21 protein-coding genes and 1 tRNA gene are annotated in these 18,983 nt (G+C 59.0%); 20 read left to right on the plus strand and 2 right to left on the minus strand.

What is annotated here, in order from left to right; translation table 11 throughout:
• The first annotated feature begins 99 nt into the window (after nt 1–99).
• Both ABAC402_RS25785 and ABAC402_RS25790 read left to right on the plus strand, forming a co-directional pair.
• The gene (locus ABAC402_RS25785; RefSeq protein ID WP_023448577.1) at nt 100–438 is read left to right on the plus strand and encodes a DUF1523 family protein; all 339 of its coding nucleotides are present in this window, start codon (nt 100–102) and stop codon (nt 436–438) included.
• Nucleotide 439: 1 nt separating this feature from the next.
• Nucleotides 440–781, plus strand: coding sequence for a multidrug efflux SMR transporter (locus ABAC402_RS25790; RefSeq protein WP_023448578.1), 342 nt, complete (start codon nt 440–442; stop codon nt 779–781).
• Here the strand turns inward: ABAC402_RS25790 and ABAC402_RS25795 are convergent.
• Complete coding sequence (locus ABAC402_RS25795; RefSeq protein ID WP_155847325.1) at nt 753–1,223, minus strand: hypothetical protein; 471 nt, start codon at nt 1,221–1,223, stop codon at nt 753–755. The genes ABAC402_RS25790 and ABAC402_RS25795 overlap by 29 nt on opposite strands.
• Nucleotides 1,224–1,373: 150 nt before the next feature.
• Between ABAC402_RS25795 and guaB the strand changes: the two genes are divergently transcribed.
• From guaB to ABAC402_RS25825, 6 genes are all read left to right on the plus strand, one after another.
• On the plus strand, nt 1,374–2,831 hold the full coding sequence (gene guaB, locus ABAC402_RS25800) for an IMP dehydrogenase (protein ID WP_023448580.1): 1,458 nt from the start codon (nt 1,374–1,376) through the stop codon (nt 2,829–2,831).
• Nucleotides 2,832–2,834: 3 nt separating this feature from the next.
• On the plus strand, nt 2,835–3,254 hold the full coding sequence (locus ABAC402_RS25805) for an MAPEG family protein (RefSeq protein ID WP_023448581.1): 420 nt from the start codon (nt 2,835–2,837) through the stop codon (nt 3,252–3,254).
• Complete coding sequence (locus tag ABAC402_RS25810; protein ID WP_023448582.1) at nt 3,251–4,603, plus strand: RsmB/NOP family class I SAM-dependent RNA methyltransferase; 1,353 nt, start codon at nt 3,251–3,253, stop codon at nt 4,601–4,603. Before ABAC402_RS25805 ends, ABAC402_RS25810 begins: the two co-directional genes overlap by 4 nt.
• Complete coding sequence (guaA, locus tag ABAC402_RS25815; protein WP_023448583.1) at nt 4,604–6,148, plus strand: glutamine-hydrolyzing GMP synthase; 1,545 nt, start codon at nt 4,604–4,606, stop codon at nt 6,146–6,148.
• A 512-nt stretch (nt 6,149–6,660) separates the two neighbouring features.
• A complete protein-coding gene (locus tag ABAC402_RS25820; protein ID WP_023448584.1) occupies nt 6,661–7,089 on the plus strand; it encodes a response regulator in 429 nt (142 codons plus the stop codon).
• Between the two features lie 52 nt (nt 7,090–7,141).
• Nucleotides 7,142–7,492: an arsenate reductase gene (locus tag ABAC402_RS25825; RefSeq protein WP_023448585.1), complete on the plus strand. Its 351-nt coding sequence runs from the start codon at nt 7,142–7,144 to the stop codon at nt 7,490–7,492.
• 254 nt (nt 7,493–7,746) lie between these two features.
• Here the strand turns inward: ABAC402_RS25825 and ABAC402_RS25830 are convergent, their stop codons facing one another.
• Nucleotides 7,747–8,655 (minus strand): hypothetical protein, encoded by a 909-nt coding sequence (locus ABAC402_RS25830; protein WP_023448586.1) that lies wholly within the window; start codon nt 8,653–8,655, stop codon nt 7,747–7,749.
• A gap of 242 nt (nt 8,656–8,897) precedes the next feature.
• On the opposite strand from ABAC402_RS25830, the gene ABAC402_RS25835 reads away from it, so the two are divergent.
• The 12 genes from ABAC402_RS25835 to ABAC402_RS25885 all read left to right on the plus strand — a co-directional run bounded on the left by ABAC402_RS25835 (nt 8,898) and on the right by ABAC402_RS25885 (nt 18,797).
• A complete protein-coding gene (locus ABAC402_RS25835) occupies nt 8,898–9,287 on the plus strand; it encodes a DUF6249 domain-containing protein (RefSeq protein ID WP_023448587.1) in 390 nt (129 codons plus the stop codon).
• A gap of 34 nt (nt 9,288–9,321) precedes the next feature.
• Nucleotides 9,322–9,909: an RNA polymerase sigma factor gene (locus ABAC402_RS25840; RefSeq protein WP_023448588.1), complete on the plus strand. Its 588-nt coding sequence runs from the start codon at nt 9,322–9,324 to the stop codon at nt 9,907–9,909.
• Nucleotides 9,906–10,334: a hypothetical protein gene (locus ABAC402_RS25845; RefSeq protein WP_023448589.1), complete on the plus strand. Its 429-nt coding sequence runs from the start codon at nt 9,906–9,908 to the stop codon at nt 10,332–10,334. The genes ABAC402_RS25840 and ABAC402_RS25845 overlap by 4 nt, the downstream gene beginning before the upstream one ends.
• Nucleotides 10,335–10,395: 61 nt before the next feature.
• Nucleotides 10,396–11,217, plus strand: coding sequence for a 3-methyl-2-oxobutanoate hydroxymethyltransferase (gene panB / locus ABAC402_RS25850; RefSeq protein ID WP_023448590.1), 822 nt, complete (start codon nt 10,396–10,398; stop codon nt 11,215–11,217).
• A gap of 156 nt (nt 11,218–11,373) precedes the next feature.
• Nucleotides 11,374–12,114, plus strand: coding sequence for a tetratricopeptide repeat protein (locus tag ABAC402_RS25855; protein ID WP_023448591.1), 741 nt, complete (start codon nt 11,374–11,376; stop codon nt 12,112–12,114).
• Between the two features lie 46 nt (nt 12,115–12,160).
• Nucleotides 12,161–13,576, plus strand: a complete 1,416-nt coding sequence (locus tag ABAC402_RS25860) for a PQQ-binding-like beta-propeller repeat protein (RefSeq protein WP_023448592.1) — start codon at nt 12,161–12,163, stop codon at nt 13,574–13,576.
• Nucleotides 13,577–13,832: 256 nt separating this feature from the next.
• Nucleotides 13,833–15,050, plus strand: a complete 1,218-nt coding sequence (locus ABAC402_RS25865) for an endo-1,4-beta-xylanase (protein ID WP_235079916.1) — start codon at nt 13,833–13,835, stop codon at nt 15,048–15,050.
• Between the two features lie 112 nt (nt 15,051–15,162).
• A tRNA-Trp gene (locus ABAC402_RS25870) sits at nt 15,163–15,238 on the plus strand.
• A gap of 151 nt (nt 15,239–15,389) precedes the next feature.
• Nucleotides 15,390–15,725, plus strand: coding sequence for a preprotein translocase subunit SecE (secE, locus tag ABAC402_RS25875; protein ID WP_023448594.1), 336 nt, complete (start codon nt 15,390–15,392; stop codon nt 15,723–15,725).
• Nucleotides 15,726–15,735: 10 nt separating this feature from the next.
• Entirely contained in the window at nt 15,736–16,323 is a 588-nt protein-coding gene (gene nusG, locus ABAC402_RS25880) for a transcription termination/antitermination protein NusG (RefSeq protein WP_052025271.1), read from the plus strand.
• A gap of 133 nt (nt 16,324–16,456) precedes the next feature.
• Nucleotides 16,457–16,792, plus strand: coding sequence for a hypothetical protein (locus ABAC402_RS40120; protein ID WP_155847326.1), 336 nt, complete (start codon nt 16,457–16,459; stop codon nt 16,790–16,792).
• Nucleotides 16,785–18,797, plus strand: a complete 2,013-nt coding sequence (locus ABAC402_RS25885) for a TonB-dependent receptor (protein ID WP_023448597.1) — start codon at nt 16,785–16,787, stop codon at nt 18,795–18,797. The genes ABAC402_RS40120 and ABAC402_RS25885 overlap by 8 nt, the downstream gene beginning before the upstream one ends.
• Nucleotides 18,798–18,983: the final 186 nt, after the last annotated feature.

The following is an 18,983-nucleotide window of genomic DNA, read 5'->3' on the forward strand; positions in this document are numbered from 1 at the left end:
GTGGCGACGGGGTTCAAGGGATAGGCGAGGTTACGACATTCTCTCATTGTCGCTTGGCAGGATCGGCGCTAGGGTGGCGCCCTCATGGGAGATTGCGTTGTGAAAAAGCTGATTTTCGCCATTGTCGCGGTTGTGGTGATCCTGTTCGTGGGTTGGGCGACGACGCCTTACTGGACACATGGGTCCTCGGAAGTCACGGTCACCCATGTCGAAAACAAGTTGATGACGAAAAATGGTAAACGCCAGGACGTCTATCTCGTCTTCACCAGCGAAGGCACCTACCGTAACACCGACAGTCTCCACTACTTCAAGTTCAACTCGTCCGACATCCAAGGCAAGCTGGCCGAAAAGGGCAGATTCAAAATCAGCCATTACGGCTTCCGCATTCCGATTCTGTCGATGTACAAGAACATCACCAAGGCCGAGAAGATCCAATAGCATGGCCGCTTCGTTCGGCCTCACTCCGGCCTGGATATATCTGATCATAGCCGGCCTGCTGGAGATCTGCTGGGCCATCGGATTGAAATACAGCCACGGTTTCACCAAGCCGGTCGCTTCGGTATTTACGATCATCACTCTGGCGCTGAGCATGTTCCTGCTGGCCAAGGCCGCGCAGACCCTGCCAATAGGCACGGCCTATGCCGTGTGGGTCGGTATCGGAGCGCTGGGGGCAGCGATCCTGGGCATGGTGCTGTTCCACGAAGCGGTGACGCCCTTGCGCGTCGTTTTTCTGGCCATGCTGGTGACGGCGATTATCGGGCTGAAGGCAACGGCCGCCTAGGCAATTCGGTCGTGGCACCCGGGAACGTTTTCCATACCAACAGAGCTGTCAAACCGGCAAGCGGCGCAAGGAGATAAAAAAACCAACTGTAGAGCGGCAGGAGAAACCAGGGCGCGGCAAGGGCAAGCAACAAGTCGTAATGACCATAGAGAGCTACAAAATAGAGCTCGATTACAACAAGTCCTGTCATAAATGACGTCCACATAACAGGCCACCAAGTCAGGCGTCCCCGCCGGTGCAACCAGGCAAACAGGGGCATACCGATCAAAACGGCAACGGTCAGGGCATTGTAAAAACCAATACTCAAGATGGCTTGGGCAATGGACAATCCGTCAACGGCGGTTTTTCCGGTCATCACCAGGTAACCCATGACACTCAGCGCCAAGGCTGTCACGGCAGCTGCGCCCAGAACGCTCATCAGGATACGCGGAACGATCAACATGTCGTCTTCCCCCTCCATCACCTCGGCACCCTAACACGAATCCTTCAGCGTTACAGAAATGGGATAAGCCGAAACAATAATTTGTTTCCGCGCCCCTTTACCTCCCTCGGCGATTCCCCTATGCACAAGCCGCAAAATGGAGCGTTCCTTATGGATATACGCGAAGGCCTCACCTTCGACGACGTTTTGCTGGAGCCCGGCCCGTCTGAGGTCATGCCCACCCAGGTCGAAACGAAGACCCGATTTACCCGCGAACTCAGCCTGAACATCCCGCTGGTCTCTTCCGCCATGGATACCGTTACTGAAGCCAGGTTGGCCGTCGCCATGGCTCAGTCCGGCGGAATGGGCATCGTTCACCGCAACCTGACCAACGAGCAGCAGGCCGACGAGATCCGCGCCGTCAAGCGCTTTGAATCCGGCATGGTCATCAATCCGATCACCATCCATCCCGACACGAAGCTGGCGGAGGTTCGCGATATCATCGCCCGGCGCAGCATCTCCGGCTTCCCGGTCGTCGAGCGCGAAACCAACAGGCTGGTTGGCATCCTGACCAACCGCGATATCCGTTTTGAAAGCGATGGCTCCAAGACTGCCGCCGAGTTGATGACGACGGAAAACCTGATCACCGTTACCGATGGCGTCGACCAGTCCCGGGCGCGAGACCTTATGGCGCGGCATCGCATCGAGCGGATCATCGTCGTTGACGATGCCTACCGTTCAGTCGGCCTTATCACCGTCAAGGATATGGAGAAGTCCCAGGCCTATCCAAGCGCGGCCAAGGACTCGTCCGGCCGGCTGCTGGTCGGGGGCGCTTCAACCGTCGGTGATGCCGGCTTCGAGCGTTCCATGGTCCTGGTCGAGGCGGGCGCTGACGTCGTTGTCATAGACACCGCCCACGGCCATTCCAGCCTGGTATTGCAGTCCGTCACCCGGCTGCGCAAGGAAACCAACAAGGTCCAGATCGTCGCCGGCAACGTCGCCACCTATGACGGCACGCGTGCCCTCATCGACGCCGGCGCTGACGCCGTCAAGGTCGGTATCGGTCCAGGCAGCATCTGCACGACGCGCATTGTTGCCGGTGTCGGCGTGCCGCAACTGACTGCCATCCTCGACAGCGTTCGCGCTGCGGAAGGTTCAGGCGTACCCATCATCGCCGATGGCGGCATCAAGTTCTCCGGCGACCTGGCGAAGGCCATCGCCGCCGGGGCGGCGACCGCCATGCTGGGGTCGATGTTCGCCGGCACAGAAGAGGCGCCGGGCGAGGAAATCCTGTACCAGGGCCGGTCGTACAAGTCGTATCGCGGCATGGGCTCGCTCGGGGCCATGACCTCGGGCTCGGCCGATCGCTACTTCCAGAAGGAGGTCCGCGATTCCATGAAGCTGGTCCCCGAAGGCATCGAAGGCCAAGTCCCGTACAAGGGGCCGATTGCCCCGGTGCTGCACCAGCTGGTCGGCGGACTGCGCGCGGCCATGGGTTATGTCGGGGCTCCGACCATCGAAGAATTCCAGAAACGGGCGCGCTTTGTTCGCATCACCAATGCGGGCTTGCGCGAAAGCCATGTCCATGACGTGATGATCACGCGCGAAGCCCCAAACTACAGGCAGTAACACATGACGCAGGAACTTTGGGTAGCGGTTTGGGCAGGTCTGGTCGGTTTGATCACCTTGCTGGCAGCTCCGTTTGCTGCCTTCAAGGCAGCAGGATACGCGAAATGGAATTCCGGACCGCGTGATACGCCGTTTGAGGTGCCGCCTTTGGCGGGACGCCTTGAGCGCGCATTTGCAAATTTCATGGAAACCTATGTCTTCTTTTGCATTATCGCGGTTTGCCTGAACTTTACCGCCAAGTCCGACAGTATCTCGATCCTGGGTGCGCATATCTACCTGGTCGGCCGCATTGCCTATGTGCCATTGTACGCATTCGGCGTTCGCTACATCCGCTCGATTGCCTTTGTGTTTTCGCTGGTGGGGCTTCTGATGTGCCTTTACACGCTGGTGTTTGGAAACCCCGCCTTCGGAACCACCATTTGACGCCGGCCGCTCGTCTCCAGGCCGCCGCCGACATCCTTGACCAGGTTTCCGGGACGCGCACCACGGTGGAAGCGGTGCTGAAGCAGTGGGGCCAGGGCAACCGCTACGCTGGATCGAAGGACCGCCGTGCCATTGCCGACCGCGTTTACCGCTGTGTCCGCGGCAGGTCGCGGCTGCTGTGGGCGATGCAGAAGGGGGAAAAGTCACCAGGGCACACGAAGGGCGAAGGCCGGGCCCTCGTGCTCGCGTCCCTGGCCCTGATCGACGGCATGGCCATTGAAGACATCGAAATCCTGTATAGTGGCGCCGGCTACGGCCCGCAGCCACTCACCGAAGACGAGAGGGGCTTGTTGTCGGCGGCCGATGGCGAGGCTCCGGCGTGGGTCAGGAGCGGTTTGCCGGAGTTCGTCGTAAGTCGTTTCCAGCAGCAGTTCGGCGGGGCGTGGGCGGTCGAAGCCACCTGCCTCATGATGCCCCGGGCGCCCATCGACCTGCGGGTCAATGGCGCCAAGACGACTCGCGAGGCCATGCTTAAAGTCTTGGTTGAAGAGGGGCTCTCACCGCAGCCGACACCGTTTTCGCTTTTCGGCATCCGCTTGCCGGCCGAGCCGCCGCCCAGTTTGGTCAAGCTAACGGCCTATCAGCAGGGGCTGATCGAGATCCAGGACGAGGGCTCACAACTGGCGGCTTTTCTGGCCGGGGCCGGTTTATTGCCAGGCGCCGACAAAGGCAAGATGCCGAAGGTCATCGACTTTTGCGCCGGCGGCGGCGGGAAAACCCTGGCGCTGGCCCAGATGATGAACGGCAAGGGCGAGATCTATGCGTGCGATGTCGTCGAAAAGCGCCTGCGGGCCATCGAGCCGCGTTTGCAGCGCGCCGGAGCATCAGCGCATTTCGTCCATTTTTTCGATCCGGAAAATGATACGCAACTGTCACAATTGCACGACGCCGACTTGGTCCTGGTTGATGCGCCCTGTTCAGGTTCGGGTACCTGGCGGCGTCATCCGGAAGAAGCCCATCGCCTCAACGAAGCCGAGGTCGAGCGGCTGCACACCCTGCAAACCCATATCCTGTCGCGCGCGGCACGCTGCGTGAGGCCCGGCGGACGGTTGGTCTATGTCACATGCTCGGTGCTGGATGATGAAAATGCCGCCACGGCCGATGTGTTCGAAGCTGAGAACCCGGCCTTCGTTGCCTTGCCCATTCACAGCCTGGCCGGGATGGCCGGCCTGTTCGTCGACAACACGGCGCAGCTGACTGAACTTTCTGCGGGCCACCGCCTGCGTCTCACCCCCCATACCACTGCCACCGACGGCTTCTTTATTGCCGCCTATACAAGGACGTCCTAAGTGCCCGCTCATCACGAAGCGCTTCTTATCATCGATTTCGGCTCCCAGGTGACGCAGCTGATCGCGCGCCGGGTGCGCGAATGCGGCGTCTATTGCGAAATCCATCCTTTTACCAAGGCGGCCCATGCGATCGACAGCCTGCGCCCCAGGGCGGTCATCCTGTCGGGTTCGCCCCATAGCGTCATCGACGAGGGACCGACCATCGATGCCAAGCTGTTCGAGATGAATTTGCCGGTGTTCGGCATCTGCTATGGCGAGCAACTGATGTGCGACCTGCTGGGCGGTAGGGTCGAGGCCGGTCACGATCGCGAATTCGGCCGCGCCAGCATCGACATCATCAAGCCGTCACCGATCTTCAAGGGGCTGAATGACAACGAAACCGTGTGGATGAGCCACGGCGACCGCGTTACCGCCATTCCGGAAGGTTTTGAGGTCATCGCCGTGTCGGAAGGTGCGCCCTATGCCGCCATCGCCGATGAAAAGCGCAAGTTCTACGCCGTCCAGTTCCATCCCGAAGTGGTCCATACCGCCCGAGGCACGGACATCATCCGCAACTTCCTGTTCGAAATCGCCGGCTTTACCGGTGACTGGTCGATGGCGTCGTTCCGCGATGAACAGGTGGCAAAGATCCGCGCCCAGGTCGGTACCGGCAAGGTGATTTGCGGCCTGTCGGGCGGAGTCGACTCATCCGTCGCGGCAGTACTGATCCACGAGGCCATCGGCGAGCAACTGACCTGCGTATTCGTCGACACCGGCCTGCTGCGCAAGGAAGAGGGCGCGCAGGTCGTGGCGTTGTTCAGGGATCACTACAACATCCCGCTGATCCACGTTGAAGCGCAAGCGCTTTTCCTTGGCGCCCTGGCCGGGATCGACGATCCCGAAACCAAGCGCAAGACCATTGGCAAGCTGTTTATCGACGTCTTCGATGCCGAGGCCGCCAAGATTGACGGCGCCCAGTTCCTGGCCCAGGGGACGCTGTATCCCGACGTGGTCGAAAGCGTGTCGCCGTCGGGCGGGCCGTCGGCCGTGATAAAGTCGCATCACAATGTCGGCGGATTGCCGGACTATATGAAGCTGAAACTGGTCGAGCCGCTACGCGAACTGTTCAAGGACGAGGTGAGGGCCCTGGGGCGCGAACTGGGTCTGTCAGAGGCGTTTGTCGGCCGGCATCCGTTCCCTGGGCCGGGTCTGGCGATTCGAATTCCAGGCGCCGTAACGCCGGAGAAGGTCAAGACCTTGCAGGAGGCCGATGCCATCTATCTCGATGAGATCCGCAAGGCCGGGCTATACGACCAGATTTGGCAGGCGTTCGCGGTGCTGCTGCCGGTCAAAACGGTTGGTGTCATGGGCGATGCACGGACCTATGAGGATGTTCTGGCGTTGCGGGCGGTAACGTCGAGCGACGGCATGACGGCGGACTTCTTCGAGTTCCCGTGGCCTGTGCTGGGCCGCTGTGCCACCCGCATCGTCAACGAAGTCAGGGGCGTCAACCGCGTGGTCTATGACGTGACCTCGAAGCCGCCGGGTACGATTGAATGGGAATAGCGTCCGAGACGGGTTTAACCGTGTTCGCTGTCATTCCCGACTTGCGGCAAGGATCACATCACATCCTTGTCTCTGGTTAAGGTACAATAGATCTTATGGGTGGCATAATTCCTCACCCGCCATGGGCACGGCGGCGCCAATGCTGCGGGATCAACCGCAAAATGCGCGCCGAATGTCCGTCATGATGGAGCACACAGGTTGTCGCTCAGACAGGTTGGGGCGCCCCCGAGACCCGCCGACGCCACCGTCTCAGGAGAGTCTGGTTTTTACAAAACCGGCCCGCAAGACGAATAGCACCTGCTGACACGCTTGAGCGGTATGCGTTTTGATGGAATCAAAACCCCGCTCTAAGTTTGTATTCTGTCGCGCAGTTTTTCCGAAAACGGCAGCGCCCGTGCGGTGGTGTCCACTTTATCGGATTGCGCTCTAATGCTGCGGGACATGCGCTTTACGTCTCATCCGTGGGAGGGTAATGTGTTTACCTTCAGATTGCCTGACGGAGGCTAACTCGCATGCGCTCTCAACTCGACATACTGCTGGTCGAAGATAATGAGGGCGACGTCGAGATGACGCGACGGGCTCTGACGACGGCTGTGCCTCCAGTGCGGATGACGGTGGCCAATAACGGCAACCAGGCGCTGGAATGCCTGCACAAGGAAGGCGCGTTCGAAGGTGCCCGGACGCCGGACCTGATCCTGCTCGACATCAATATGCCGCGCATGGACGGCAAGCAGTTCCTCAATGTCGTCAAGGAATCGAGCGAGTTTAAATCGATTCCCGTGGTGATGTTCACCAGTTCCGAATCGCCGACCGATATCCGCGAATGCTTCGAACGCCATGCCAACGGCTACGTTGTAAAACCGTTTGACGGCGCGCAGTATGCCAACACGCTGCGCCAGGTGGTCACATTCTGGGGCAGTACGAGCGAGTTGCCGAGTTAGTTTGACCGTCGGGAAAGTCGTGCTAACGGTGCCGCAGATCTGAGGAGCACTTATGCTGACCGTCTATGGCATCCCCAACTGCGACACGATGAAGAAGGCTTTCGACTGGTTGAAGGCGCGAGGTGTTGCCTATCAGTTTCATGACTACAAGCAGTCGGGAATCGGTGTGGCTAAGCTTAAAGCCTGGAGTGCCAAAGCTGGCTGGGAAAAGGTGTTAAACAAGGCCAGCACCACATTCAAGGACTTGCCTCCGGAAGCCAAGGTTGATTTGACCGAAGCCAAGGCAATCAAGCTGATGATTGCGCAGCCATCGATGATCAAACGCCCGTTGATTGAAATCGGCGATCAGGTATTGACGGGCTTTCGGCCGGATACGGTAAAGGTGTTGGAGGAAACGCTTTGAGTTCAGGACCGTGTCGAAGTGTTTGAAGGTTTACCGCGAACAACACGACCCCGCTGCTTTGCGGCGGCACGAACATCAAAACGGGAAAAACACGAGCTTGAGGCCATTCGCCAGAGCGCAATCCGATAAAGTGTGCAGTACTTTTGCGACTGCGCCCCGAAGCGGGCTTTTGATGGACTCAAAACCCCGCTCTAAGTTTTTGTTTTGTCGCGCAGTTTATCCAGAAACGGGCGTCCACTTAATCGGAGTGTGCTCTAGAAATCTTCGCGGACATATTCGACACAACCGACGCGCTTTGACGCCGCCATGGCTTTCTCAAAGCCCTTAATGTCGAATTTTTCCGGCTTTCCTTCCTCGGTCGGCCGGATGGCGATTTCGTGTGCACCAGCCATTTCCTCGGCCGGAATCAGGATGACGCTCTCGTCACGGTAGTCACTGGCATAGGGTTTCACCGTCAGGCCAAGCATGTGCAGATCGCGGAAAACGGCACGCCAGGCCTTGGATGGCCGGTCGTCGACTCGAAAAAACACCTTGTTGGGGTCGACATAATGCTTGAATCGGAAGCCCAGCACCCCATCGGCATAGGTTATGCGGCTCTTGCCAACCATTTCCCTTGTGCGCAGGTAACACTGCGTACCGTCGGCGAAGCCATCGCGGCGTACCTCGATGATCCACTGACCCGATGACCACTTCTGGGTCTTGATCTTGTCGCCGTGGTAGTCGGTCAAAACCTTCTGTTTCTTGTCCGGGAACATGTTCTTCCAGCGGCGCAAGCCCTTGACCTCGACTTCGGTCGGCGGTGTCTCTGTTTGCGCCCGTTCGGCTTGTTCGTTGCGCTTGCCGGGAAGCCAACGCGTAAAGATGTTGCCGCGCTTTTCGGTTCCGGCGGTCTCATCGGAGGGCTCTGGGGCCTGCTCGGCTGATTCGTTGCGCTTGCCGGGAAGCCAACGCGTGAAGATGGTACTGCGCTTTTCGGTTCCGGCGGTCTCATCGGAGGGCTCCGGGGCCTGCTCGGCTGATTCGTTGCGTTTGCCCGGGAGCCAACGCGTAAAGATGTTGCCGCGCTGCTCAGTGGCTGCTGGCTGAGCCGGCGAGGGGATGTCGGCGGTTTCGGCAGCCTGAAGCAAGGACAGCGCCATAAGGGCCGAAGCAAGAAACGCCATAAAAATCTCCTGTTGGCCTCAGGTCGGACAGGTGATCTTCACCCGCGGACTCATGGAAGCGTTCATAATCGTGAACCGGTGCACATTGACCCGGCGCGTTAACGCTGTCCATAGCGCAAAATGGCGAAAATGGAATTACAAAAACTTAATCCGAATCCGTGCATCCAAAGGAGGCTTTGGGGGCCTCCTAATGTCAAAGGCCGTCAATTGGCTTGCCTTTACTCCAACCAAAAGGAGCTTTTATGGAAGCTGGAATTCTTATCCCCATTGTGGCGATTATTTTTACGTTCGGTATGCCGATCGCGATTGTCGCCATCATACAGTTCACCAAGGCGCGCAATAATGCCGAACTTCAAAAAACGGTGCGCACAGCCATCGAAAAAGGTGAAACCCTTCCTGCCGAGTTCATGGACAGTTTGCAAAAATCCGTCCCCAAGGCGAAGACTCCGATGAACGATATTCGCGCCGGACTTATCCTGATGGCAGTGGCCGCAGGCCTGATGCTGTGGCCGGTCATCGAGCATGGCTCTTTCTTCGGTAACGAGTTGTCAGGTCTTGCAGCCATACCCGGCATGATCGGTCTGGCCCTGCTGATACTGGGCGTTATCGGCCTCAACACGCGTTCGAAATAGTCATAGCTGCGGCAACCCGGAAACGACGAAAGCTATGGCCAACTCGGGCGACAGACTGGACTTTTCCCGGCAATCCGACGTCGATCTGGTGCGGCTGTGCACCGCCGGCGACCGGAACGTTTTTGCCGGACTGGTTCAGCGTCATGCCGGTACCATCCGGACCCATCTTCGCCGTATGGGGGCGCAATCTTCCGACGCCGACGATATGGCCCAGGAAGCCTTCATGATCGCCTATGAGCGCCTCGGAGACTATCGATTTGATGGTCCCTTCATCGGCTGGTTGAAGAAGATTGCCGCCCGCCGCTATCTGAAGAAGGTCAAGTCGTCGAAGAAATACCTACTGGCCGACGACATGACTGCCTTTGAACCCGAACCCTCCGCCATCGACGAAAATTTTCGTAGTCCCGGCCTTGATGCTGCCATAAACCGGCTCAAACCTATGGAAAGACTATGTCTGGGTCTGAATTTCAGCGGCGACCTGAGTCATCAGGAGATTGCCGACGAACTGAAGATGCCGCTGGGCACCGTCAAGAGTCATATTCGTCGTGCCCTGGATCAGCTGAAGCTGTCCCTGGCGCCGAGTTCGCCCATCAAGCCTGCCGTTCTGGAAACAGGATCATGAGAGACAGTGATATCGAAGATCTGTATGCGGCCCCGGTCGCCCATGACGACGCTCCGGCCTTCGAGCGCCGCGTCATGCAGGGGCTGAAGGTCAAATTGTGGCTGCGGCAATGGCTGGTCGTCCTGGCCGGCTTTATCGGCGGGGTCTACGCGCTGGCGCAACTGGTGCGGATGCCGGACTGGCAGGTCGGCGGCAAGTCGGCCTATGGCCGTTCGCTCGAACAGGCTGCGGCCGAAACCGATGAAACCTGGCGCGCCGGCGTTGAACTGGTCGATGTCGTACGACAGTCCTCTATGGATTTGATGGACGCGTCGGCGCAATATCTGACTTATATGCAGACCCCGGCCTTTTTTTGGGTCAGCTTCTCCCTATGTTTGGCGATAGTGGGCGTGTATTACGCCTATTCGCAAGAAGAGACTATTTAGCGCTGCAGGCTGGAATCAGATCATAGGCGCTAGATTGTTGACTAAACAGGATTTGTGCGTAGTGAGCAGCCACACCCAAGCCCCCGTCAAACGCATTACCGCGCCGGAAATCACCGCTCGCAAGGGCAAGGAACCGCTGGTCGTCCTGACCGCCTATTCGGCGCCGATGGCCGAAATCCTCGACGATCATTGCGACGTTTTGCTGGTCGGCGACAGCGTCGGCATGGTCGTTCACGGTCTGCCCAATACCATCGGGGTGACCCTTGACATGATGGTGCTGCATGGCAAGGCCGTCATGCGCGGCTCCAAGCGCGCCTTTGTTGTCGTCGACATGCCGTTCGGTTCGTACGAAGCCGGCCCGGAACAGGCGTTCCAGAACGCTGTGACGTTGTTGAAAGAGACCGGCGCGCAGGCCGTCAAGGTCGAAAGCGGCCCAACGGTAGCTGCAACGATCGCATACCTGGTATGCCGCGGCATCGCCGTCATGGGCCATGTCGGACTGCGGCCACAGGCGGTCAATGTTGACGGCGGTTTCAGGGCCAAGGGGCGTAATCAGTCCGAACGCGACAAGGTTATGCAGGAAGCGCTGGCAAGCGACGCCGCCGGCGCCTTTGCCATCGTGGTTGAAGGCGTTGCCGCTGACCTGGCTGGAGAAATCACCGACATGGTCAAGGTGCCGACCATCGGCATCGGGGCGTCCAACGCCTGCGACGGCCAGGTGTTGGTTGTGGACGATATGCTGGGGTTGTTTGACTGGTCGCCGAAGTTCGTGCGCCGCTATGCCGACCTGCGCGGCGAAATCGCCACTGCCGCCGCGCAATACGCCAAGGATGTCAGGGCGCGCAGCTTTCCCGCCCCAGAAGAGACATATTTTGCTAAGTAATAGGGTCTGACATGAGTTATGGGGGCGGGCGGGCGCTGTATTCCGGTTGCGTAAGCCCTTGGCTTTGGCTAGGTTCGCGCCGACAAAGGGCGCGCTGCCAACCAAGGCCACACCTATAACGAATAGATTTAGAGCGAAAAGACTGGGGATGCTCCTTTGAGCGATATTTTTGAAGAAACCGAAGAAGACCTGCGCGCCCAGGAATGGACCCGCATCCTAAAAAAGGCAGCGCCGTGGGCCGCCGGGATCGCCACCGTAGCGCTTCTTAGCGCCCTGGGGTACTGGGGTTTTGACGAGTGGCGCAAAAAAGAAGCCGCCACGGCGTCGGAAGCTTTCCAGGCCGGAATCGAGGCCGCCGACACAGGCGACTCCGCCGCCGCCAAGGCTAAATTTGAAGAGACTGCCAAGACCGGAAGCGGCGCCTACAAGGCCATGTCGCTGATGCAATTGGCGGGTCTGGCCCAGCGTGAGGGCAAGACCGACGACGCAATCAAGCTGTTTGACGACGCCGCCAAGGCCGCCGCAGATACCCGAATGGCTGACCTCGCCGCGTTAAAGGCAGCCTATCTGGTCATGGATAAGGGCGTTTATGCGGACAGCCAAAAACGCCTTTCGCCGCTCGCCGGGGACAAGCGTCCCTATAGTTTCCTCGCCCGCGAAGCTCTGGCCATGGCTAAGTTGCAAAACGGTGACGTCAAAGGCGCCCGCACCGATCTCAACTCCCTGACGTTCGCGCTCGACGCTCCCGACGCGTTGAAAAAACGCGCTGAACTGTATGTCCAAGCCATTGACTCGGGGGCCGCACCGGCGGTCAAATCGGTACTGGCTATGCCGGCAGCCGAAGTCCCCACAATACCCGCCGGTATGCCGGCAGGCGCAAATATCCCGACGCAATAAGTCATTTTCGCTCATCTGATCAGTCCCCTGCATGGAAACCGCATCTATGATGTCCTCTTCAAATCGCTTGGCGAAACGCCCGGCAAAAGGCGCTGCAGTCCTCGCTTTGGCCGTCGCTGCCGGCCTCTCTCTGCAGGGCTGTGAAACCATCAGCAAAATAGCAAAGCGCGAAGACCCTGAGAACCAGGCTGTCGCTTCCCAGGGCCAACGAATTTCAATCGTCGCGTTCGACCAAAAGCTGACACCGTCCAAGAGCCTTAAGGATGTCGGCTACTACCTGCCGCCTGCCGCAACCGTCGCTTCGTGGCCGGTTGCTGGCGGTCCGGTCCAGTCCGTCCAGCACAGCAATGCCGCCGCCAGCTTTCAGGTCGCCTGGACCAGGTCGATCGGCGCGGCCAGCAAGACCCACACCGAGGTCGTCGCCCAGCCGGTCTCAGACGGTCAGCGCGTCTACACCCTTGATGGCCAAGCCCGCGTCACGGCTTTCGATGTCGCCAGCGGCGCGCAAGTGTGGTCACTGGACCTGAATCCGAAGCTGAAGCGTGACAAGCACGGCTTCGGCGGGGGCCTGGCCCTGACGGGCGACGGCAAACTGTTTGTGACCTCGGGTTACCGGTCGATCAACGCTATCGATGCCGCCAGCGGTGCCATTCTTTGGCAAAAGCCGGTAGATACCCAGTTTCACGCTGCCCCGACGGTTGACGCGACTCATGTCTTCGCCACTGACGTCGACAACCAGATTTTCGCCTTCGATCAGGTGACTGGCGAGATGAAATGGACCTATCAAGCCATCGCAGAGCCGGCCCGGATCCTGAAATCGGCCTCTCCCGTGGTATCCGGCGATTTGATCATCGCGCCATTCTCCTCCGGGGAACTCGTCGCACTGAGCACGGCGACCGGCGACCCCTTGTGGGAACAGACCCTGGCCCAGTCAGCGCGGACCAACGCCCTGTCGCAAATACGTGACATCGCCGGTCGTCCGGCTCTCTATGACAATGTAGTCTATGCCGCTTCCCATTCCGGCGTTTTTGCCGCCATGGACGTGCGGACCGGCACGCAAAAATGGCAGGTGCCGGCCGACAGTGTTAACTCTCCCTGGGTTTCCGGCGACGTGGTCTTCCTGACGTCGCTGCAAGGGGAACTCATGGCCGTTAGCCGCGATAGCGGTCAGATCCACTGGATACAGGACCTGAACGAAGGCCGCCAGCAAATGAAAAAGGGCTTTTTCGGCATGGGCCGTGAAAAGCTGGTCGGCAAGGTTCCGCAATGGACTGGGCCTATCCTGGCCTCGGACAGGCTGATTATGGTCAATTCAGACGGTCAGGCTGTGGCCTACGATTCCAAAACCGGCGAGCCCAAGGGTAAGCTGAAGCTGGGTGGCGCCGCCTATATCGCGCCAATCGTGGTTGGTGATACTGTGTTCGTCGTTACAGACGACGGCAAGCTGGTGGCGATCCGCTAGAGCGCAATCCGATAAAGTGTGATGCACTTTTCGGACAAATTGCGCGACAAAACAAAAGCTTAGAGCGGGAGTTTTGATTCCATCAAAACTCATCCCGCTCTAGCCGATCGAGAGCCATGATCTATGTCGGATGCTGTTGTCTTACGGAGGCATTGCGGCATTGATTGATGCTTCATGGTAGCGCTACCTTGACAGAAGGTGAAATTGTCGCCACCGTCTCTCCCATAATGAAAAAAGTCGTTTGGGAGAAGATATCATGACCTCAAAGGTCCGCCTGGATCGCCGCGCGCTGGTTTTGACCGCCGCGGCGTCCGCCTTGTTGTCGGCTTGCGGTGGGGGAGGCGGTGGCGGTTCTTCCAGCGGCGGCGGTACGTCTTCGTCCAGCAGTGCTACTTCAAGTTCCTCAAGCAGTAGTTCGAGCTTGCCGGACCCTGCGACAGCTCCGGCGCTGAAAACGCACTTTGCTGCCAGGTTCAAGATTGGCATGGCGGTCGATCCCGGTCAGGCCGTCAATGCCACAACAAATGCCGTGCTGCTGAAGCATGCTGGCAGCATTACGGCTGAAAGCGTGATGAAAGCCGATCCGATCGGTGTATCGGCGGGAGTCTACAACTACGGTCCGGCCGATCAGTTGGTGGCCTTTGCCCAGACCAACGCCATCGAGGTGCGCGGTCACGCCCTGCTGTGGCACCAGACCTCGCCGGCCTGGTTTTTCGAAGGCGATTCGACAGCACCCGGCTATAAGGACATGGTCAAGGCGCGGCTGGAGACCTACATTACCGATGTCGTGACCCGCTTCAAGGGCAAGGTCTACGCCTGGGATGTGGTCAACGAAGCAACCCGCGACGACGCGTCCGGCAACTACCGCAATTCGCAATGGTATCAGATATTCGGGCCCGACTATATTGAGATCGCTTTCCGTGCCGCTCGCGCGGCGGACCCAACGGTGCAGCTGTTCATCAACGATTACGGCACCGAAGATACGGCCAAGCTGGGTCGGTTCATGGCCATTGTGGATACCATGCTGGCGCGCGGCGTACCGATCGACGGCATCGGCCATCAGTTCCATATCAATACCGGCTTTCCGACGGTAGCCAATGCCGAGGCGGCTCTGGTAGCGGCCGAGACGCGCGGCCTGGTCAACCACGTCACCGAGTTGGATGTGTCTTTGTACACGACAGATTCGGGGAGTTGCTACAGCTCGCCGCCGACCGGCTGTCAGACAGCCTTTGTGGTCGGCACCGCCGCCTATACCAACGCCCTGCGCGCCCAGGCGCTCCAGTATCGCGCTATGTTCAACCTGTATCAGGCGCACGCCAGCGTTAAATCGGTGACCCTGTGGGGTGTGGCCGACAACAGCACATGGCTGTCGACCTTTCCGACGGCGCGGCTGAACCACCCGCTGCTGTTCGATACGACAGGAGCGCCCAAATCCGCCTTCTGGGCCGTGGTCGATCCGTTGTTCGTGCCGTAAGGCGCCCGTTTTGCACGGCTTATGTGAAAAATCGCATTCAACCTGTTGCCAGTTGCCGCAAGCGCTGATACATCGCACGGCTCAATGCGAGAGCGCCCTGCGCTTGAGCAATAGGGGTATAGCTCAGCTGGTAGAGCGTCGGTCTCCAAAACCGAAGGTCGTGGGTTCGAACCCCTCTGCCCCTGCCACTATTATCGGAGCGCTTTCCGAAAAGTGTTATGCGAAATCATAGTGCACTTTTCGGTAAAAATGCGCCACCACCAAACTGAGGCTTGAAATACAGGTTTCGAGCCTCATTTCTGTTGCTCGGAGCAACAGGCAACTTACAGGCTGAACACGGTGAAGAAACCAGAGGTCAAGAGCAAGACGGTCCAGGGCGGCAAGACTGTCACGGGCGGCAAGACTGGCGGCGGCACAGCCATCGGCAAGGTCGAACCGGCCAAGGCGGCCGCGGCTGACACAGCCGACAAGGCGCCCAAAAAGCCGTTCAATCCTATCAAGTTCCTCAGTGAAGTCCGTCAGGAAGCACGCAAGATTACCTGGACCACCCGCAAGGAAACCTGGGTCACGACGGTCTTCGTTTTGATCATGGTCGTTCTCGCCGGTGTCTTTTTCCTGGTTGTTGACCTCGCACTCGGCTGGGGGTCCAAAATGTTGGCCCAAATCGGCACTTAAGGAATTTTCGATGGCTAATCCCGTCCCAAGTACGACGCCAGACGTCACAGCTGTAGTGTCGAACCCAAACCACAAGTGGTACATTGTTCACGCCTATTCGAACTTCGAGAAGAAGGTTGCAGAGTCGCTGCGTGAACAGGCCAAGTCGCAAGGTCTGGAGGACAAGTTCTCCGAGATCCTGGTTCCGACCGAAGAGGTCGTCGAGATTCGCCGCGGCCGCAAGTTCAACTCCGAACGCAAGTTCTTTCCGGGCTACGTCCTGGTGAAGATGGAGCTGTCGGATGAGGCCTATCACCTGGTCAAGAACACGCCGAAAGTTACGGGTTTCCTCGGTTCTGGCTCCAAGCCTATGCCGGTGTCCGAGAAGGAAGTTCAGCGCATCGTCGGCAGTGTCGACGCGGCGGTGGAGCGGCCCAAGCCCGTTCTGGCTTTCGACATCGGCGAAAAGGTCAAAATCACTTCGGGTCACTTTTCCTCATTCGACGGAGTCGTCGAGAGCTCGGATCCGGAACATGCCCGTCTTCGCGTGTCGGTTTCGATCTTCGGCCGTGCCACGCCCGTCGATCTCGAATACAGTCAGGTCGAAAAGACGGTCTGAGTTCAAGACTCCAGTGTTTTTTTGCAGAACGCTCCGGTTGCCCGGAGCGTTTCGCGTTTCCGGTGAAGCGCTTCATTCTGCGTTCAGACTGCGACGTTCAAGATAGGCGCGCGGTTACGGCCGGGTGAGGACGATGACATATCTGGTGACACGCAGTGCGGGACATCTGGGCGAGGCTCCAGAGCGCAATCCGATAAAGTGGAAGCCACTTTTCGGAAAAATTGCGCGACAAAACAAAAACTTAGATCGGGGTTTTGATTCCATTAAAACTCATCGCGCTCTAATTCGGACTCTCGGGGACTGCTTCGTGGGCCGTGATATCGTGCTGTCGCCGCCCACCCGCTTTGGCTGGCATCTGACGGACGGTAGCGACCTTGTTTATGTTGATGCCCAGGCCCGCGCCATGGGTATCAAGGGCTGTCGGGGCGAATGCAGACGCGACAGTTTGTATCGGGTGAACCTTGCCTGATCTGCGCACCGGTTTGATTTTGGCAGGCCTTGTCTTGGCGGGCGCCGCCCGGGCCCAACAACCATCCGCCCAACAGCCATCCAATGACGATACGACTGAGGTTATTGTCACGGGACGGCTTCTCGTCGTCGAGAAGGCCGACCGGTTGAGTTACGCGGTCGAGCGCGAGACAAAGGGCGTCGTCGTCGATATTCTGCGCACCGTGCCGTCGGTGACGGTTGCCCCCGATGGTATTGTGGCGCTGCGCGGCGTGGCGGCGACCATACTGATCGACGGCAAGGTGCCGCCAGAAGGCAATGCCGCCGTTCGCGCCCTAGCCGCCGCCGATGTGTTGCGCATCGAAGTCCTGACGGCGCCATCGGCCCAGTACGGTAGTCAAGGTGGCGTGATTAACATTATCACGCGCAAGCGGCGCAAGGTTGGTGGCGACCTGAACCTGGAGGGCAATGCCCGAAACCAGGGCAGTATCGGCCTGTCGGGAGTGATGACCCAAGGCGGGTGGACCTATCAGGGCCGGGCTTTTCTCGACCACTATCAAAACCGGTCGACCCTGCTGCAGCATCAGGAATTGCCCGATGGCGCCGGCGGTTATTGGGTTAGCGACCGCGTGGATCGCACGCGGTACAGCTCGGACAACGCCACGGCGTCGCTCAGTGCCGAATACGCCCTGTCGGAACAGGCTGAGATCGCGGTCAAGGGCGAGTACGGCAATTTCGCTTCGGCTTCGGACGCTCTGGCGCAATCGCGTGGTGCTGATGTCTTCAATGAGGTCTCTTCGATCAAGACTGGCAATCGCGACAGCCGGCTCGAGGCGGTCTATGCCCTCAGTGGCGAGGGGCGTCAGTTGCGTTTAGCCTATGATCATACACGTGAAGTGCGCAATTTCACCGCCAGCTACGAACGCGATATCGGCGGCGGTTACACCACCACAACCGGACGCGATACGGCCGGCGACCGGTTCGAGGGCGACTATGAGCGCCGCTTCGGCAACCAATTGTTGACCGCCGGCTTTTCTTGGGAACGCAGCGACAGCCGGATCCGCAACAGCTATGTCAACCGAGGCGCCCAGATGGGTGTCGACGATTTCGACAGCGTTTTCGAAGGCGCTGAAACCCTGACCTCGTCCTATCTGACGTGGCAGAACCCGGCGGGCAAATGGACGTTTCTGCCTGGCGTGCGCATCGAACACCAGCAATTGGACCTGCCGGTCGGACGCCAATTGGACTTTGCCGATGTTCTGCCATCGCTGCATGCCGATCGTACCTTGGGCGGCAATGGCCGGCTTCGTCTGAGCGTCCTGCGCCGCGTCGACCGACCGCTATTGCGCGACTATGATGAAACGCCGCGTTACATCGGCGCCAAGCAGATCGTGGCCGGGAATCCCGGCCTGGAACCGCAGGTCACCGATGCGTTCGAAGCGCGCTATAGTTTCGACGCTAAGTCCTTCAGCGCCTCAGCGACGGTCTATTATCGCGAGACCCGCGGTGATTTCTCGCCCTATACAGAGGTGCTGAGCAATGGCCTGCTGATGACCACCACCATCAATTCGGGATTTAGCCGTTCGGGCGGGGCGGAGGTGACACTGCGTGGGACGATCGGTGAGAGGATCACCTATTCTATCAATAGCAACCTGTTCTATGCCGAGGTACCTTTTGAAGGAGAAGGTGGGGGCGGGGCTGTGTTGCGCGGCCGTACCAATGGTTCGGGAAATGCCCTCGCCGAGTATCGCGCGGGCAATGGCGACCGCTACCAGTTGAACGTGACCGGCTATAGCCGGACCCCGACCTTTCAGGGGTACAGCGAGGCCTCATACCGGGCGGATATTACGTATTCGCGGCCAGTCAACGACCGGCTGTCGCTGGTGGTCAGTTTGAACGATGTGTTCGACACTTCGGGCTATGCTTCGGTCATCGACACGTCGGCCCTGCGGCTTACGACGCAGACGCGGCCGAATAGCCGCGCGCTGAAAATCTCCCTGGCGTGGAAACTGGGCCGTGGGTTGTAGGACAGGAGACTGGTTTTTCTTCGCGTCTTCGCGTGAGACAAAACTATCTCGCCCGAAGACCCATAGGTTCAAAATACACTGGCTTTCCAGGCTTGTCTTTTCGACTGTAAACCGCTATAGGCCGCGATCTCGCTTTTGGGCGGGATAAATCCGTGGGAGCAGAGATGCGCACCACGGCTCACAATG

This window comes from Asticcacaulis sp. AC402 (assembly GCF_000495835.1).
Classification (GTDB): domain Bacteria; phylum Pseudomonadota; class Alphaproteobacteria; order Caulobacterales; family Caulobacteraceae; genus Asticcacaulis.

What these genes read in the sequence shown, in the direction of transcription:
- ABAC402_RS25865 (WP_235079916.1), top strand. Translation starts at nt 13,833, where the DNA reads ATGACCTCAAAGGTCCGCCTGGATCGCCGCGCGCTGGTTTTGACCGCC.
- ABAC402_RS25805 (WP_023448581.1), top strand. Translation starts at nt 2,835, where the DNA reads ATGACGCAGGAACTTTGGGTAGCGGTTTGGGCAGGTCTGGTCGGTTTG.
- ABAC402_RS25840 (WP_023448588.1), top strand. Translation starts at nt 9,322, where the DNA reads ATGGCCAACTCGGGCGACAGACTGGACTTTTCCCGGCAATCCGACGTC.
- guaB (WP_023448580.1), top strand. Translation starts at nt 1,374, where the DNA reads ATGGATATACGCGAAGGCCTCACCTTCGACGACGTTTTGCTGGAGCCC.
- ABAC402_RS25860 (WP_023448592.1), top strand. Translation starts at nt 12,161, where the DNA reads ATGATGTCCTCTTCAAATCGCTTGGCGAAACGCCCGGCAAAAGGCGCT.
- ABAC402_RS25845 (WP_023448589.1), top strand. Translation starts at nt 9,906, where the DNA reads ATGAGAGACAGTGATATCGAAGATCTGTATGCGGCCCCGGTCGCCCAT.
- ABAC402_RS40120 (WP_155847326.1), top strand. Translation starts at nt 16,457, where the DNA reads ATGACATATCTGGTGACACGCAGTGCGGGACATCTGGGCGAGGCTCCA.
- nusG (WP_052025271.1), top strand. Translation starts at nt 15,736, where the DNA reads ATGGCTAATCCCGTCCCAAGTACGACGCCAGACGTCACAGCTGTAGTG.
- ABAC402_RS25795 (WP_155847325.1), bottom strand. Translation starts at nt 1,223, where the DNA reads ATGTTGATCGTTCCGCGTATCCTGATGAGCGTTCTGGGCGCAGCTGCC.
- ABAC402_RS25835 (WP_023448587.1), top strand. Translation starts at nt 8,898, where the DNA reads ATGGAAGCTGGAATTCTTATCCCCATTGTGGCGATTATTTTTACGTTC.
- ABAC402_RS25820 (WP_023448584.1), top strand. Translation starts at nt 6,661, where the DNA reads ATGCGCTCTCAACTCGACATACTGCTGGTCGAAGATAATGAGGGCGAC.
- ABAC402_RS25825 (WP_023448585.1), top strand. Translation starts at nt 7,142, where the DNA reads ATGCTGACCGTCTATGGCATCCCCAACTGCGACACGATGAAGAAGGCT.
- ABAC402_RS25790 (WP_023448578.1), top strand. Translation starts at nt 440, where the DNA reads ATGGCCGCTTCGTTCGGCCTCACTCCGGCCTGGATATATCTGATCATA.
- ABAC402_RS25830 (WP_023448586.1), bottom strand. Translation starts at nt 8,655, where the DNA reads ATGGCGTTTCTTGCTTCGGCCCTTATGGCGCTGTCCTTGCTTCAGGCT.